We start from the raw sequence: 16,866 nt of genomic DNA, 5'->3' as shown, positions 1-16,866 counted from the left end.
TTTGGATATATAGATTAAAGGCAGCGAATGCTGCCTTTAATATGCGATTAATTACTCAGCGTGAGCTGATACGTAATCGATTGCAGATTGTACTGTAGTGATCTTTTCAGCTTCTTCATCTGGGATCTCAGTATCAAACTCTTCTTCAAGAGCCATAACTAGTTCAACAGTATCAAGAGAATCTGCACCTAGGTCGTCTACGAAAGAAGCTTCGTTTTTAACTTCTTCTTCTTTAACACCTAGCTGTTCGATGATAATTTTTTTTACGCGTTCTTGGATATCGCTCATTCTTCTTTCCTTTATTAAAAACGCCAATGCGTTATTTTCAGATTGCGGCGTAGTTTACGCCGCATAATTCTCTGATTCAATGATTTGACCATAAATAATTGTCTGGTCAAACCTCTGAGTGTTTGTTTTGTCTTTTATCGCTTATTTTCACAGCGATTTCAAGTATGTTTAAAGCAAGATCATAAAAATTTCAATGTTTTTGAGGTCACTTACTTAAGTTATTTTTAGCATTTGCTTATAACAATGGCCGTTAAACCATGTACATCGCGCCATTTACATGCAAAGTCTCGCCAGATACATACGCAGCCGCGTCAGATGCTAAATAACACACAGCCGCTGCTATTTCATCAGGCTGACCTAATCGACCTGCTGGTACATTAGCAAGGGTGGCCGCTTTTTGATCTTCTGTTAGCTCATCGGTCATATCAGTTTGAATAAAACCAGGGGCTACTACATTTACTGTAATGCCGCGTGATGCAACTTCGCGTGCAAGCGATTTAGAAAAGCCAATAACACCCGCTTTAGCTGCCGCGTAGTTAGCTTGACCTGCATTACCCATAGTGCCCACAACTGAGCCAATATTAATAATACGGCCGTTCTTTTTCTTCATCATTGGGCGTAATACCGCTTTAGATAAACGGAAAATAGAGCTTAAGTTCGTGTCGATAATATCGTCCCACTCACCGTCTTTCATACGCATTAATAAATTATCACGGGTAATACCTGCGTTATTTACAAGTACGTCAACATCGCCTAAGTCGGCTTTTATTGCCGCTAATGTTGCCTCAATCGATGCAGGATCGGTTACGTTTAAAGCATAACCCTTACCGTTATCACCTAAGTAATCGCTAATTTTAGCCGCGCCTGACTCACTCGTAGCAGTACCTGCTACTTTTGCGCCTTGCGCTACTAAAGTGTTTGCAATTGCTTTACCAATACCACGGCTTGCGCCAGTAATTAGGACAACTTTGCCCTCTAATGAAAATAAATTAGTCATTTTATATTCTCTTATTTTGCAGCGTCGATAGCAGCAGCGTCATTTACTGAGCCACATACCATTGCTTTATCAATTCGTTTTGCAAGGCCAGTTAATACTTTACCTGGGCCAAATTCGTAGCTTTGCGTAATGCCTTGAGCAACTAAAGCCTGTACTGTTTCTGTCCAACGAACTGGGCTGTATAGTTGACGTACCAATGCATCTTTAATTGCATCAGCCGAGCTTTGTGCTTTTACATCAACATTATTAATTACATCACACTTAGGTGTATTAAATGTTAAAGCGGCTAAATCGTTGGCAAGTTTTTCAGCCGCAGGTTTCATTAGTTCACAATGTGAAGGCACGCTTACACTCAATGGTAAGGCACGTTTTGCGCCGGCATCTTTACACGCTTGTGAAGCTCTATCAACAGCAGCTTTATGCCCTGCAATAACCACTTGCCCTGGTGAGTTATAATTTACAGGTGAAACAACCTCGCCTTGTGCAGACTCTTCACATGCTGTTTTTATTTGTTCATCGCCTAAACCAATAATGGCAGCCATAGAGCCTACGCCCGCAGGCACAGCTTCTTGCATGTATAAGCCACGGTTTTCAACAAGTTTTACCGCTTCACCTAGGCTAATAACGTCACTACATACCAATGCAGAGTATTCACCTAAGCTGTGACCAGCCATAACCACATCCACATCTGGGTTTGCAGCTAACCAGTGGCGGTAAATTGCCACGCTTGCTGTTAATAAAGCAGGTTGAGTGCGGTGAGTTTGATTAAGTTCTTCTTCTGGGCCATTTAGTACAAGCGCTGCTAAATCGTAGCCAAGTGCGCTTGACGCTTCGCTAAAGGTTGCTTTTACAATGTCAGAGCTCTCTAGTAGCTCGCTTAACATGCCAACGCTTTGTGAGCCCTGACCAGGAAATAGAAGTGCAATTTTTTGTGCCATACTTTGCTCTTTTTAATTAAACAAAAATTTAGTGTAACTACGGCACCTAAACGTTATTCGGCCGCCGAGTTTTTAGAATGTGTTTTTTCGAAAATAGCGGCTATTTTATCTGGAAGTTGACGTTCAACCTCTTTTACCGCTTCATCGATTGCTGCTTGAAATGCTTTTGCTGATGCATTTCCATGGCTTTTAACGACAATACCGCGCAATCCTACCAGAGAAGCGCCGTTATACTGGTCGGGGTTCACCCGATTATAGAGTTTTTTTATGATAGGACTTAAAATAAACGCCATGCATTTGTAAATTAAGTGCTTTTCTAAGGCGCTTGTAAACTTTTTCATGATCAGTTTAGCAATGCCTTCGCAGGTTTTTAATGCGACGTTTCCGACAAACCCTTCACACACAATGACATCGGCTTTACCCGAAAAAATATCACTGCCTTCACTGTAACCCGTGTAATTAATATAAGGGCTTTGCTGCATCAGCTGCGCTGCTTGCTTTATGCCTTCATGGCCTTTTATGTCTTCAGAGCCAATATTAAGTAAACTCACTTTAGGGTTATCGCAGCCAAGAGCTTGGCCTGCTACTACCGAGCCCATAATACCAAATTGATAAAGTATTTCTGAATCACAATGCACATTAGCGCCTAAATCAAGCAGATAAACTGGATTTTTTCGCTCTGTAGGAACGGCCGATATTAATGCGGGGCGTTTAACGCCAGGCAGCATTTTTAATACGTAATGAGCCATAAAAAATAAAGCGCCGGTGTTACCCGAGCTTACACAGGCTTGTGCTTCACCCGATTTAACTAAATCAAGGGCGACACGCATAGAGGAGTCTTTTTTTGAACGCACAGCTAAAGCGGGTTCGCAAGCATTAGTGACAACTTCGCTGCAATGGCGAATAATTAAACGTGGGTGTGAAAGTGAATCGAGGGATTCTAATTGTTTAGTAATTACTTGCTCGTTGCCACATAAAATGAGTGTTAAATTGGCATGAGCATTTACTGCGCAAACGGCAGCGGGGATAGATGAACGGGGGCCATAATCGCCCCCCATCATATCTAACGCTATGGTTAGATTAGTCAGCATAAAGCAATCTCTTAGTTAGAAATTACTTGAACGCCTTTGTAGTAACCGTCAGCAGTTACATGGTGACGACGATGAGTCTCACCTGAAGTTTGGTCAACTGTTAAAGTTGGACCGTTGATCGCATCGTGTGAACGGCGCATGCCGCGTCTTGCACGAGACTTTTTGCTTTTTTGTACAGCCATTAGTCTTCTCCTAAGAATCTTTCTTAAGTTGTTTCAAAATATCAAATGGATTTGGTTTATCATCTTCCGCCTTTAGTACACCAAAGCTAGCAGGCTTTGATGAGTAATTGCACGAAGCTTCGTTGTGTGTAGGCACTAATGGCACTGCTAAAATTAGCTCGTCTTCGATTAACTCAAACACGTTAATTTCACCGTTTTCATCAAGTGCTACTTCATCGTAGACTTCAGGAAGATCATCTGACTCAGCATCCAAACCAACAGGCGAATACATAAAGTCTTGATCCAAATCCAACCCTAAATCATCATTACAACGCTGACAAGTTACAGTTACGTGTGTAGACAAATTGCCACTAATCACAACTAAACCTTGCTCATCGGTTTTGCACTGAATTTTTACCGCTATTTCACCTACTTCTTCCTGTACAACACCTCGTAAACGAGCAAGTTTTTCAAGCGGTACAATACCATCGTAAGTTAAACGGTGTTGCGCTGCTTTCCCAGGATGAAGAGTGATGGGAATTTTTACCTTTTGCATAGGGGCTGCATCATATAGATAGTTAATTGGTTAGTCAAAGCAAAAAAGCATTTTTACATGGTTTTTCACGTGTTTTCATTACGGATCTGATTTATCCTAACTCAAACTAATTTTAATTAGGATAATAATTTATGATGCACCCGCTTATATTAGCGTCAAGCTCGCCATTCAGGCAGTCTTTATTGCAAAAATTTAATCTGCCATTTAGTACTTTTTCGCCTGATATTGACGAAACCGCCATACCAAACGAACCCCCTGAGCAACTTGTTAAGCGCCTAAGCGAGCGTAAAGCGCGTGCCGCTTGCGATCATTTTGTTAAAGGCCTTGCAATCGGCTCCGACCAAGTAGCCGTATTTGATGGGCAAATACTTGGTAAACCTCATAATAAAGAAAACGCCATAAAGCAGCTTTCTTTGTTTAGCGGCCAAACTGTCACGTTTTTAACTGGCCTGTGTGTTTACGATATTGCTAGCGATAAAGCAAAAACGTTAATAGAGCCTTTTGAAGTAGTATTTAGAACACTCACCAAAGAGCAAATAGAAGCCTACTGCGATGCAGAGCAGCCTTATAACTGTGCTGGGAGCTTTAAAAGTGAGGGGTTAGGGATTTGCTTATTTGAAAAATTAAACGGAGACGATCCTAATAGCTTAATAGGCTTGCCTCTTATTAAACTCAGCCAGCTATTGGCTGAGTTTAATCTCGACATACTCGCCGCTCAACCTTAGCCAAGTAGCATGCGTTGCAGCTGCTGATAATTATCAACGGTTGCAATGGGGCTAAACTCACTTAACTGCACTGCACTGTGTACGCCCATGGTAACGCCAATTCTATCTATGTTGGCTGCCTGTGCCATGGCCATATCTATTTTGGTATCCCCAATCATGAGTGCTTCGTCGGCATTTATTGCTAATTCAGCTAATAGTTGTTCAAGCATATCGGGAGAAGGTTTAGAGCGTGCTTCATCACTTGTGCGCGTGGCACTAAAATAATGCCCTAACTGAGTTTGCTCTAATAAACGCATTAAACCAGCACGCCCTTTACCGGTGGCAATCGCTAAAATAACCCCTTGTGCTTTTAACGCACTTAGTACATTTTCTACATTATCAAATACAGGAGTGGCAGTCGTATCAACACGGTATTGCTGTTTATAGCCGTTAACTAATGCGGGATGATGCGCTACCTCGTCAGGAAATAGCACCTCAATAGCAAGTTCAAGCGACATACCAATAATATTTTTAATTGCAGTGTCGCTCGGCGGCTCAATATTAAGCGCCAGCGCACTGTGACGAATACAATTAACAATTTTGCTAATTGAGTCCATTACAGTGCCATCCCAATCAAAAATAACCAGTTTATATTTTTTTAATACAGCGGTGGTCATTACGCTTTAGCATCTCTTAATTTTAAAATACAACTTTTAAGTGCGTTATCAAGCGGTGCCTCTACACGCATGGTAGTTTCGTTTTTAGGGTGATAAAAGCTTAAATCGTGGGCGTGTAAAAATAAGCGATTTAAGCCTATTTTGCGCATTGATACATCAAACCCTTGGTCACCGTATTTATCATCGCATGCAATAGGGTGGCCTTTACACTGTGTATGTACACGAATTTGGTGAGTACGCCCAGTCACAGGTGAGGCTTGCACTAACGAGCACTTGTTAAAACGCTCAAGTACTCTAAAGCGAGTATGTGAAGGTTTACCTTCGTTATTGTCTACACGCACCACGCGCTCGCCCGACTTAAGGGTGTTTTTACGCAGCCCTTCGGTCACATTTTTAACCGACGAATCCCACTGCCCTGTTACCAACGCCCAGTAATTTTTTTCCATTGTTTTTTCACGCAGCTGCTCATGCAATGCGGTAAGTACCGAGCGACGCTTTGAAATTAATAAACACCCCGATGTGTCTCTATCAAGCCTGTGTACTAGCTCTAAACTGCGCTCATCTGGGCGTAATACGCGTAGTGCTTCTATTAAACCGTAGCTTAAACCACTGCCGCCATGTACGGCCATGCCCGAGGGCTTGTTAATTACAATAAGGTATTTGTCTTCAAAGAGTATTGCGTCTTCTAATTGCTTCACTTTATCAAGCTTTTTAGGCACAAACTCTTCGCGCTCTGCTACTTTAATTGGCGGAATACGCACTACATCATCAAGCTGTAATTTGTAAACTGGTTTAATACGCTTTTTATTAACGCGTACCTCGCCTTTACGTAAAATTTTATAAACAGCGCTTTTAGGCACCCCTTTTAAATGGGTAATAAGAAAGTTATCAATACGCTGACCTAAATGGTCTTCGTTGATTGTGACAAAAGTTACTTGTAAGCCGGTTTTTTCTGACATTGCCTAATCACTGATTTAAGTAAAATAATTTAGTTGCTAACACGGTTATAATAGTGGGATAATCAGCAGCGCAAATATTTAGTATTTGCAAATAACAACGGTGCTTTTTAACACATTAAAACATTCGTGATGCACATTCTGGGTAGCCGATCATACAGATCCGAGTTAAGTTTTCCAAAGCTTTTATGCCTACTCAGTTAACACGTGCGATCAACTAACAGTAATGCGCGTAATATATTACTGGTTAAGTTTGAACATGAATTTACATTTAATGTAAAAATAAAAGCAATGAACAAATAATTTGTTTGATAGTGACGACGTAAAAACGTTGTTCAGCATTTGCTCACACGTAGTACCGTATAGCAGCTTATTTAGAACTAAAAATCTAGCAAATAAGCGTTTATTAACATTCGGCAGCGAACTTTGCTCGCAAGTACTTAGAAAATACTCATCGTATTTAAGTTACTTAACGAGCCCTACGCGCCTAACATAAACGTACTAAAAAGATTGATATGACAGGCCAACTTCTGGGTAAAACTTGTAAAGAGCGTAAGAGCCGACAGTTTTAGCACCATAAAGAATTTAATAACGTAAGCGTACGTTATTGTTAGCCAGCATTTAAAAAATACTGCATACACATTACAGAGCGTTCCGTTACAGACCCAGTCGTGAGGCTGCACATTCTAAAAAAAGGAACAACTGAACAGGCGAACACGTTTCGTCATGTCAGCGACAAAAAATAAGTAGAGTAACAATATGAAACGTATGCTAATCAATGCAACGCAGCAAGAAGAAATGCGCGTAGCACTGGTTGACGGCCAGCGCCTATATGATTTAGATATAGAAAGCCCAGGTCACGAACAGAAAAAAGCCAATATTTATAAAGGCAAAATCACACGCATTGAACCCTCTTTAGAAGCGGCTTTCGTAGATTACGGCGCCGATCGTCATGGTTTCCTTCCTTTAAAAGAAATTGCCCGTACTTACTTCCCACAAGGTTACACTTTTCATGGACGCCCAAATATTCGCGACGTGATTAAAGAAGGCCAAGAAGTAATTGTACAAGTTGATAAAGAAGAGCGCGGCCAAAAAGGCGCAGCACTTACTACCTTTATCAGCGTAGCGGGTAGCTACTTAGTGCTAATGCCAAACAACCCTCGTGCAGGCGGTATTTCTCGTCGTATTGAAGGCGATGAGCGTACAGACCTTAAAGAAGCACTTAGCCGTTTAGAACTTCCTAAAGGTATGGGCTTAATTGTACGCACAGCAGGTGTTGGCAAATCGTTTGAAGAATTAAACTACGATTTAAAAGCACTTTTAGTACATTGGGATGCAATTCAACAAGCAGCCGACAGTGCTAAAGCGCCGTTTTTGATTCACCAAGAAAGCAATGTAATTTTCCGCGCTATTCGCGATTATTTACGTCGTGATATTGGTGAAATATTAATTGATAAACCACGTGTATTTGAAGAAGCTAAAGCGCACATTGAGCGTTTTCGCCCTGACTTTATGAGCCGCGTAAAGCTTTATCAAGGCGACACGCCATTGTTTACGCATTACCAAATTGAAAGCCAAATTGAGTCTGCGTTCCAACGTGAAGTACGTTTGCCTTCAGGTGGTTCAATTGTAATTGACCCAACAGAAGCGCTTACCTCTATTGATATCAACTCGTCTAAAGCAACAAAAGGCGGAGATATCGAAGAAACAGCACTGAATACTAACTTAGAAGCAGCTGATGAAATTGCGCGTCAATTACGTCTTCGCGACTTAGGTGGCTTAATTGTTATCGACTTTATCGATATGACACCGCCACGCCATCAGCGTGAAGTAGAAAACCGCTTAAAAGATGCCGCTCGTCCAGATCGTGCGCGTGTACAAATTGGTAAAATTTCGCGCTTTGGTTTACTTGAAATGTCGCGCCAGCGTTTGCGCCCTTCACTAGGTGAAGCAAGCCAAGGCCCATGTCCGCGTTGTAGTGGCCAAGGTACTATTCGTTCTAACGAGTCTATCGCCTTGTCTATTTTGCGTTTAATTGAAGAAGAAGCAATTAAAGACAACACAGCACAAGTAAATGCACAAGTGCCTGTAGCGGTTGCCGCTTATTTATTAAACGAGCAGCGCAGAAGCGTTCATCGTATTGAAAAACATCATAAATGTGATGTGGTTATTATTCCTAATCAACACATGGAAACACCACACTACGAAGTGATGCGTTTACGTAAAGACGAAACACTAGAAACAGTAAGTTACGAGCAAGTTGTTGCACCTGAGCCAGAATCGTTCGAAATGGCTAAACCAGCAGCTGCGCCTGTTCGTGAAGAGCCGATGCTTAAAGGTGTTGTTATGCCTTCAACGCCAGCGCCACAAGCTAAAGTAGACAAACCAGCAGCGCCTGTTGCTGTACCTAAGGTTGAAGGTGGCCTATTGGCTGCTATTGGTAATTGGTTTAAGTCGTTATTTGCTGGTGAAAGCGAAGAAGAAAAGCAAGCAAAAGAAAAAGCTGAGCAAGAAAAGCAACAGCAAACACGTAATAACAATCGCCGTGGTAACAGTGACAACCGTCGCCGCAATAACAACCAGCGTCGTCGTAATAACTCTCGCTCTAAACCTCGTGGTGAACGTCCTGCTGAAGAAGAAGTGAAAACTGAATCTACCGCGAACGAAAGCCAAGAGAAAAACGAGAACCGCAATAAGCGCCGTCGTAATCCTAACTCGCGTAAGCGTAACGATAACCGTAATAACGACAGTCGTACCGCCGACAAAGAGCAAGTTAAAACAGACGCAAAAGCGAATGAAACTGAGGCTAAGCAAAGCACTGAGCCTAAAGAGCAGAAGCCAAAAGTTCGCCGTCAACGTCGTAATGTTCGCAAAAAAGTACGTATCCAAGATGAAAATAATGAGCAAGTAAAAGCATCTGATACGACTGAGCAACCGCAGCAAAGCACTGAAACAGCTAAAGTAGAGCAGCCTAAAGAGCAAGCGCCAGCAGCAAAGCAAACTGCAAATGAGCAAAAGTCAGAGCAAACAAAACCTGCACCTGTGAAAGAGCAAGCGCCTAAGGCACAACCTGAGCAAGAAGAAAAGCCAGTAGCTGCAGCGTCAACTGACGAAGCAAACTCTGAAGATGAGCAAGGGCAAACACGTACGCGTTCACGCCGTTCTCCTCGTCACCTTCGCGCTTCGGGCCAGCGTCGCCGTCGTCCTGAACAAGGTGAAGCTACAGAAGAAAAAGCAGATGAAGCACCGGCATTTGTGCCAGTAGCAGATCAAGCTGCCGCTGAATATGAGGCAGAGCTAAAAGCAAAAGCTGAACAGCCAACCTCAAACGATGCATCAGAAAATGTTGAGCAAGCGTTAGCTTTAGAAGACTTAGCTAAAGTTGAAGCTGCCCCTAAAGCAGAGCAACCAACAGCCAATGACGATGCAGTACAAACTGTTGACCCTGAAACAGCTGAAGAGCCAGTTGTCGTTACTGAGCAACCAATAACAGCATCTGAGCCTGTGAAATCAGAACCTGAAGTAGCTGAGCAACCAGCAACACCAGAGCCTGTTAAAGCTGAGCCTGAAGTAGCTGAACAACCAGCAACACCAGAGCCTGTTAAAGCAGAGCCTGTTAAAGCAGAGCCTGAAGTAGCTGAGCAACCAGCAACACCAGAACCTGTTAAAGCAGAGCCTGAAGTAGTTGAGCAACCAGCGAAACCTGAGCCTGTTAAAGCAGAGCCTGAAGTAGCTGAGCAACCAGCGAAACCTGAGCCTGTTAAAGCAGAGCCTGAAGTAGCTGAGCAACCAGCGAAACCTGAGCCTGTTAAAGCAGAGACTGAAGTAGCTGAGCAAAAAGATGCCAATGCAAAAACGGTTATTAGCAAAGGGGCTGCAAGCGCACCTATGGCTCAACCGACACCAGTTGCTGATAGCGACGTAAAGCATACATCAGTTGCCATGGCACACGATAAACGTGAGTTAGTTCCTGATAGTGGCTTACGCGCAGGGTCAATTAAACCTGCAGGTCGTGCTAGTTCAGACATGACTAAAACAATGAGCGCTGAGTAACCCTTAGCCTCATTTAAAAGCCGCGCTATGTAAAAATAGCGCGGCTTTTTTGTTTTAATACCTGTCTTGTCCTGAAATGTATTTTCTCATTTGCTCCTCTTTCACTTCTCTTTGTGCAATAGATCTTCATTTTTTTTATTAGTAAAAATTAAAAAAACCAAAACGCTGATTCTCGCGTGAGCAAGCTTCACGCCTACGGGCGAAATTTCATACAGTGAATTTAAAATTGTACACTCAAGCTTGTTGGCGTGATGGGCAAAGCCCGTAATAAACACATATTCACAAAGAGGATAAGAGACGCTGCGCTTTTAGAGTGAGTAATAAAGCTAAACAAGCTAATTTGAAAGAGCTAATAAACAATAGCCTGTATTTTCTCATTTACTCCTCTTTCACTTCTCTTTGTGCAATAGATCTTTACGTGGTTTTAATAGCCAGCAGAACTTTAACACCGTGAATAATATTTACTTGTAGACGCACAACTTGTTGGCGTGACGGGCAAAGCCTGTAATAAACGCATATTCACAAAGAGGATAAGAGACGCTGCGCTTTTAAAAAAATGAAAAAATAATTGTTTGAATTGGTGTTGTGTTCTCATTTTCTTCTCATTCACTTCTCTTTGTGCAATAGATTTTTATTTGCAAAAATAAATAGCAGCGTTGCTTTTCGCCTAAGGAAGCTTTATAGCTCCAGCCGAAATTTAACACCGTGAATAATATTAACTTGTAGACGCACAACTTGTTGGCGTGACGGGCAAAGCCCGTAATAAACGCATATTCACAAAGAGGATATGAGACGCTGCGCTTTTAGAGAAGGAATGAAAAAATAATTGTTTAAATTGGTGTTGTTTTCTCATTTTATTCTCATTCACTTCTCTTTGTGCAATAGATTTTTATTAGCAAATAATAAACAGCTGCGTTGCTTCTCGCGCAAGCAAGCTTTGCGACTACAGCCTAAATTTAGCATCGTGGCTATTTTTACTTGTGGACGCACAACTTGTTGGTGTGACGGGCAAAGCCTGTAATAAAGGATTTACCCTCGAAGAGATTTAGAGGTGCTGCGCTTTAGAGCATTAATAAAACTAAATTAAAGGTAATAAAAAAGCGCGATATAAATATCGCGCTCTTAAATCAGCTTTTATCTAGATCAAATGAGTTTACTCACTTTCACTTTCCATAAAGCGCTGTAACTGATCTTTTAAGTTTGGTGGAATGCCTTTAATAACCAGTGTATCGGTCGCTTCATTGTAAGTTACGCGCTCACCTAAATGTTTACGCTCAAAACTAACACTAACACCGCCCCCTAAACCCGAAAACTTAACCATACTGGTCACTGTTTTTTTATCGACCGGGAAAGACTCTTCTAAATCGTAGCTTTGCTCTTTGCAAAAGTTATCAAACGGACTATCGTCACCTTTCGTTAGCGTAGCCGAGAGCTCAGTAACGCTTGCATCTTCACCCGTGGTCACACAATCGTTACAGTAATCAAATACTTGCTTACGTAATTCGTCTTTTTCTGATTTATCGAATGATTGCTCCGATAAATAGTCTTCAACGGCATTAAGCATCACTTGGCTTTGCTGTTTAGGGTCTATGCCCTCTTCACAACCTAAAAAGTCTAAGAAAAAGTCTGCTACTTTTCGACCTGCTCGCCCTTTAATAAAAGAGATATAGCGATTGTCCTCAGCTTGAGTATCCCACGCGGTTAAATCGATACGTGCAGCTAGTTGCATGCGCGATATATCTAAGTGGCGCGACGCTGCTAAATCAAGCTCAGAGGTCATGCTGTAGTGCTCTTTAATATTGATCATAGCTATTAGCATGTAATCAGTAGCCACATACTGATAATGACAAAATACTAAGTAGCCTGTTTCGCTAAAGGCATATTTATCTAACTCTTCTTTTAAAACAGTAGATGCCTGCTCGGTCATGTGCCAAAAGCCTAACTCGTCATTACGATAGCTTTGCATTGCCGAGGCTACAACACTGTTTTTATCGCCACTAAATGCACAGTAACCTTTACCTGGCTTTGAGTTGTATGCATGATGAAGTTGTTCGATAAAAACAGCGACTTTATCGTTTATCACCATTTCATCGTTTCGTAGGTGAATTTGCGTATCGTCGTCTTTTTTGTCTACATAATGAACGACTAATTTTTTAACGTCTGTTGTCATCTTTGTTTTTCACGCCTCTGGTGTTAAAATACGAGAATATAACTCTTTTATTGAACCAACTGATGCCAATCTTATCAAAATACTCTAATGAAGAAGTAGAACAAATCGTCGATCAGCTCATTGATGTGCTAACGCAACACAATGCGCCGGTTGATTTAAGCCTTATGTGTTTAGGAAATTCTATCACGCATATCCTAAAAGAGCATGTACCTGCAGGGAAAAGACAAGCCGTAACTGAGAACTTTGCAAAAGCACTTGCTCAGTCGGTTAAATAAATTATATGAATTTATCGCAGCACAATCAGTTTTCGTCTAAAGCGAGTCAGTTATTAAGTTGGGGCCACTGGTTCACTTTTGCAAATATTGGTTTAGCGCTTTTTATTAGCCTAAGCTTTTTATTTGCAGATTCACCGCCAACTAGCTTTATGGGTATTACCTATATGTTAGTGACGTGGTTAAGCCATACGAGCTTTATCGCTTTTTTAGCATTTGTGCTGACGGTATTTCCTTTAAGCTTAGTGTTTCCCTACCCTCGACATATTCGAGGTATGGCTGCCGTTATTGCTACGCTTGGGGCGTCTATTTTAACGCTTGATGCGTATGTATACGTTAATTTGGGCTACCATTTAAGCTCTTCTGCGCTACCGGAAATCATTTCCTTACTGTGGCATCGTCTAACTAGCTCGCCTGCCCTTACTACCTTGTTAGCCGGGGGGATTGTTTTACTCATTTTAGGCTTCCAATTAGTTGTAAGTAACTATACATGGCAGCACTTAGCGCGTTTAAAACAACTTAAGTTTGCCCGTTTTGCCAGCTCGTTTTTAGTGTTGTGTTTTGCACTTAGCCACAGTATTCACATTTGGGCAGATGCAAATTTAAAGTTTGATATAACGAAGCAAGATAACGTTTTACCGCTGTCGTACCCTACGACCGCTAAAAGCTTATTAGCAAAAAATGATTTGCTCGACATTGAAAGCTATAAACAAGCTCACAATGTAAGAATTAATAACCAAAATATTAATTACCAAATACCTGCGCCAATGCAAAAATGTGAAGAGTACACTGCGCAGCAAGTCGATATTTTTGTATTTGATACCAACGAGCAGTTAAAACGCTTTGTTGCCAAGCATAAAAACCTACATAAAACTGATCAGTTTTTACAGCCAACACACCATGGCGATAGCTTGTTTAGTTTAGTGTATGGCTTACCTTCTTTTTATAAAATGGCTATTTTATCAGAGCAAACCTTGCCCGCGTGGCAAAGTCAGCGCAGAAGCATAGAACTTGCTGGAATTGAAAAGCTAAGCTTTATAAACGATCAAGCGCATTCAAACAGCGCCATTAAAATCATTAAAGGTGAAGATAATCCGTCTCCTCGCAGTAACGACACCCATATTTTTGCGTTTAGCTTAGCTAATAATAGCTCGGAAGTAGTTACATCATCGGTGTTATACAGCTCAGATAAGCGAATAGCCAAGGTAGATGGACTTATTCAACCCAGTGATATTATTGCAACCAGTGTAGGCCAATACTTAAACTGTAAGTCTGTGGTTAAACAAACCATGCTAGGTGAAAACCTGTATAAGAAAAAAACGGACACTGGCGTTAATTACTCACAAGGCGTAGTTATTGCTTACAAAAAAGATAGAATTACGCTAATAGATTCAGACGGTAACTATAAAAATATATCTGCCGCTGAAGGTTTTTCTATTGAGCAAAGCCTCGATATCCCGTTTTTAGTACAAAGTATTAAAAAGCTAAAAACCTACGCACAATAGCCCTATCCCTTAACCTAGCTTGCTATAACACCAAGCTAGGTTATATTTACTAAATCATAGTAAATGCTCAGGGATGAAATTAATGCAAAAACACACACTTTTTTTATGCGCAGTAATGGTATGCCCACTTTCTCTGCATGCGCAAAATGCTACAACTTACTATAAATGCGTGACAAAAAACGGCACTATCTTTTCGCAATTCCCTTGTAACGATAACGCTACCGCCTACATAATTAATACTGTATCGGGAATTAATACTGCTCCGGCGCAAGATTACACAAAAGAGCTAAACGCATTAGAGCGCGAACGGATTGTGCTTGACCTGCAAGCTGAGCTGAGAAGTAATACTAATAAATTAGCGATTATAAAACGTAAAAAAGACCGCGCAGAATACAACCAACAACAGCGCCTCAACCGTATTTTAGATGACGAGGACAAAAAGTTAATTAGCAAAGATATTACCAAGCAATTAAAAATAATAAATAAAGATCATAAAAAGCAAACCACCGAAATTGAAAAGCGCATTAAAAAGTTAGAGAAAAAAATAGCCTCCTACCAATAGCATGGTTTTTGCCATCACACTCAATTATGCTTTAAGCTAAAAGTATAAAAACTGAGAATATTTATCTTGGTTTTAAACTTAAAATAACATAACCTTAACAACTATAGAGTTAAAGCTCTAACGTGTATAACGCTACAGCACCACTAACATTTATAAATGCTGTACTAAAAACGTTATATACCCTTTTTTAAGGAGTGTTTATGCAGCCACGCCACATAGCTGAATTAATTTTAACGGGTTTTAAAAAGCATTATCAGCTGTTTCAAAAAACCACCGCCCAAGCCCCGCTTGCTTTTGCAAAGCGCGATTGGCAGCAAATTAATGAAATTAGTAAACTGCGTATTAGTTACTACGATGACAGAGTAAACGAAACCACTAAAGCATTAAAACGAGCACAGTTAACTGAGCAATTAAATGAGCAACTTTGGCTTGAAGTAAAAATACTGTACCAACGCTTTTTATGCTTTCATCCTCAAGCTGAACTTGCCGAAACATTTTATAACTCAGTATTTTGCCGTTTGTACCACAGACGCTATTTTCATAACGACTTTATATTTGTACAAGCCACATTAAAAGATGCCCCTGCCATTCCTGTTGAGGCAGAGTACCGCAGCTACTTTCCAGTGGTGGATGGTTTAAAGCCCACAATAAAGCGCATTATTGAGCATTTTGATTTTAAAGCCCCGTTTGTAAATTTAGAGCGCGATATACGTTTGCTCGTAAAGGCATTTTACAAACAAGCGCCCGACACTCACCACCAGCCTTGGCAAATGCGCTTTGATATTTTGCACACGCCTTTTTATCGTAATAAAGCTGCTTACATAGTCGGCCGAGTGGTCTCTCAAAGCGGTGTACAGCCTTTTATTATTGCGGTACTGCACCATGAAGATAAAGGCTTATACCTCGATGCGCTATTAACCAAATCATCGCAAATGCGGGTTATTTTTGGCTTTGCACGGGCTTATTTTATGGTTGAAACCCATGCGCCCTCAGCCATGGTGCGATTTTTAAATCAACTTATGCCTAATAAAACACTCGCTGAGCTTTATAATGCCATTGGGTTTCATAAACAAGGTAAGACAGAGTTTTACCGTGAATTTTTACATCACTTGTCTCACTCAGACGATAACTTTATTATAGCGCCAGGCACACCAGGCATGGTTATGATGGTATTTACACTGCCCTCTTTTGGCTATGTATTTAAAGTAATTAAAGATAAGTTTGGCGAAAGCAAACCGTTTGGCCGTGATACCGTGCTTAAACGCTATCAACTGGTAAAAAGCCATGATCGGGTTGGTCGCATGGCTGATACCATAGAATACTCTAACGTCGTATTTCCTTTGGCACGCTTTGATAGTAATTTACTGGCACAGCTACATAAAACCATTGGCTCATCTATGGTAATAGAAGGCCCGTGGCTTATTATCAAGCATTTATATATTGAAAGGCGCATGACACCGCTTAATTTATTTTTAGAAAACGCCAGCGAAGAAAGTGCTGCCGATGCAATAGAAGAGTACGGCCAAGCACTTAAAGAAATGATTGCGGTAAATATATTCCCAGGCGATATGCTGCTTAAAAACTTTGGTGTAAGCAAACACAAGCGCATTATTTTTTACGACTACGATGAGGTTCAATACTTAACAGATATGAACTTTAGGGCGTTACCTAAGGCCAAAAGCTATGATGATTACTTAACTGATGAACAAAGTTACTCAGTTGCGCCGCAAGATGTTTTTCCTGAGCAACTTTGTACCTTTGTTATGCCAAACCCAAAGTACAAACAGTTTTTGCTCAGTACACACCCCGAGCTTGTTGATGTTAGTTTTTGGAAGCAAGCTCAGCAAAATATAAAAAAGGGTCATGTTAGTCACATATACCCATACCCGACAGCACAACGCTTTATTCATCACTGGTAAGCGTTAAAGGACACACA

15 protein-coding genes are annotated in these 16,866 nt (G+C 41.1%); 6 read left to right on the top strand and 9 right to left on the bottom strand.

All coding sequences use genetic code 11. The features are described 5' to 3' along the window. Positions 1-51: 51 nt before the first annotated feature. The 6 genes from acpP to yceD form a co-directional block, all read right to left on the bottom strand. A complete protein-coding gene (acpP, locus tag PSH50_RS07665) occupies positions 52-288 on the bottom strand; it encodes an acyl carrier protein (RefSeq protein WP_004587690.1) in 237 nt (78 codons plus the stop codon). A gap of 250 nt (positions 289-538) precedes the next feature. Then, entirely contained in the window at positions 539-1,285 is a 747-nt protein-coding gene (gene fabG, locus PSH50_RS07660; RefSeq protein WP_004587689.1) for a 3-oxoacyl-ACP reductase FabG, read from the bottom strand. 11 nt (positions 1,286-1,296) lie between these two features. After that, positions 1,297-2,223 (bottom strand): ACP S-malonyltransferase, encoded by a 927-nt coding sequence (gene fabD, locus PSH50_RS07655; protein ID WP_004587688.1) that lies wholly within the window; start codon positions 2,221-2,223, stop codon positions 1,297-1,299. Between the two features lie 53 nt (positions 2,224-2,276). Continuing rightward, positions 2,277-3,314 carry a phosphate acyltransferase PlsX gene (gene plsX / locus PSH50_RS07650; RefSeq protein WP_096041887.1) on the bottom strand — a complete coding sequence of 346 codons (1,038 nt, stop codon included), beginning with the start codon at positions 3,312-3,314 and terminating at the stop codon, positions 2,277-2,279. Between the two features lie 11 nt (positions 3,315-3,325). Further along, positions 3,326-3,496, bottom strand: coding sequence for a 50S ribosomal protein L32 (rpmF, locus tag PSH50_RS07645; protein WP_004587686.1), 171 nt, complete (start codon positions 3,494-3,496; stop codon positions 3,326-3,328). 10 nt (positions 3,497-3,506) lie between these two features. Next, the gene (gene yceD / locus PSH50_RS07640) at positions 3,507-4,031 is read right to left on the bottom strand and encodes a 23S rRNA accumulation protein YceD (protein WP_004587685.1); all 525 of its coding nucleotides are present in this window, start codon (positions 4,029-4,031) and stop codon (positions 3,507-3,509) included. 131 nt (positions 4,032-4,162) lie between these two features. On the opposite strand from yceD, the gene PSH50_RS07635 reads away from it, so the two are divergent. After that, positions 4,163-4,756 carry a nucleoside triphosphate pyrophosphatase gene (locus PSH50_RS07635; RefSeq protein WP_273586472.1) on the top strand — a complete coding sequence of 198 codons (594 nt, stop codon included), beginning with the start codon at positions 4,163-4,165 and terminating at the stop codon, positions 4,754-4,756. Here the strand turns inward: PSH50_RS07635 and PSH50_RS07630 are convergent. Together PSH50_RS07630 and rluC are read right to left on the bottom strand one after the other, a co-directional pair. Then, positions 4,753-5,412, bottom strand: a complete 660-nt coding sequence (locus PSH50_RS07630) for an HAD-IA family hydrolase (RefSeq protein WP_273586471.1) — start codon at positions 5,410-5,412, stop codon at positions 4,753-4,755. The genes PSH50_RS07635 and PSH50_RS07630 overlap by 4 nt on opposite strands. After that, positions 5,412-6,371 carry a 23S rRNA pseudouridine(955/2504/2580) synthase RluC gene (gene rluC / locus PSH50_RS07625; protein WP_273586470.1) on the bottom strand — a complete coding sequence of 320 codons (960 nt, stop codon included), beginning with the start codon at positions 6,369-6,371 and terminating at the stop codon, positions 5,412-5,414. The genes PSH50_RS07630 and rluC overlap by 1 nt, the downstream gene beginning before the upstream one ends. A 756-nt stretch (positions 6,372-7,127) precedes the next feature. Here rluC and rne point away from each other — a divergent pair. Further along, positions 7,128-10,421, top strand: coding sequence for a ribonuclease E (rne, locus tag PSH50_RS07620; protein WP_273609466.1), 3,294 nt, complete (start codon positions 7,128-7,130; stop codon positions 10,419-10,421). A gap of 1,153 nt (positions 10,422-11,574) precedes the next feature. Here rne and yejK read toward each other — a convergent pair. Further along, positions 11,575-12,591, bottom strand: a complete 1,017-nt coding sequence (yejK, locus tag PSH50_RS07615; protein ID WP_273609465.1) for a nucleoid-associated protein YejK — start codon at positions 12,589-12,591, stop codon at positions 11,575-11,577. A 62-nt stretch (positions 12,592-12,653) separates the two neighbouring features. Between yejK and PSH50_RS07610 the strand changes: the two genes are divergently transcribed. From PSH50_RS07610 to aceK, 4 genes are all read left to right on the top strand, one after another. Further along, positions 12,654-12,866: a DUF1414 domain-containing protein gene (locus PSH50_RS07610; protein ID WP_004588923.1), complete on the top strand. Its 213-nt coding sequence runs from the start codon at positions 12,654-12,656 to the stop codon at positions 12,864-12,866. A gap of 5 nt (positions 12,867-12,871) precedes the next feature. Continuing rightward, complete coding sequence (locus tag PSH50_RS07605) at positions 12,872-14,368, top strand: DUF3413 domain-containing protein (RefSeq protein ID WP_273609464.1); 1,497 nt, start codon at positions 12,872-12,874, stop codon at positions 14,366-14,368. 82 nt (positions 14,369-14,450) lie between these two features. Further along, on the top strand, positions 14,451-14,930 hold the full coding sequence (locus PSH50_RS07600; protein WP_273609463.1) for a DUF4124 domain-containing protein: 480 nt from the start codon (positions 14,451-14,453) through the stop codon (positions 14,928-14,930). Between the two features lie 200 nt (positions 14,931-15,130). Beyond that, positions 15,131-16,849, top strand: coding sequence for a bifunctional isocitrate dehydrogenase kinase/phosphatase (gene aceK / locus PSH50_RS07595; protein WP_273609462.1), 1,719 nt, complete (start codon positions 15,131-15,133; stop codon positions 16,847-16,849). Positions 16,850-16,866 lie beyond the last annotated feature (17 nt).

It is taken from the genome of Pseudoalteromonas sp. Angola-7 (assembly GCF_028599255.1).
Taxonomy (GTDB): domain Bacteria; phylum Pseudomonadota; class Gammaproteobacteria; order Enterobacterales; family Alteromonadaceae; genus Pseudoalteromonas; species Pseudoalteromonas atlantica.
The sequence above is the reverse complement of the archived record's forward strand: the minus strand, read 5'-3'. Positions and strand labels throughout refer to the sequence as shown.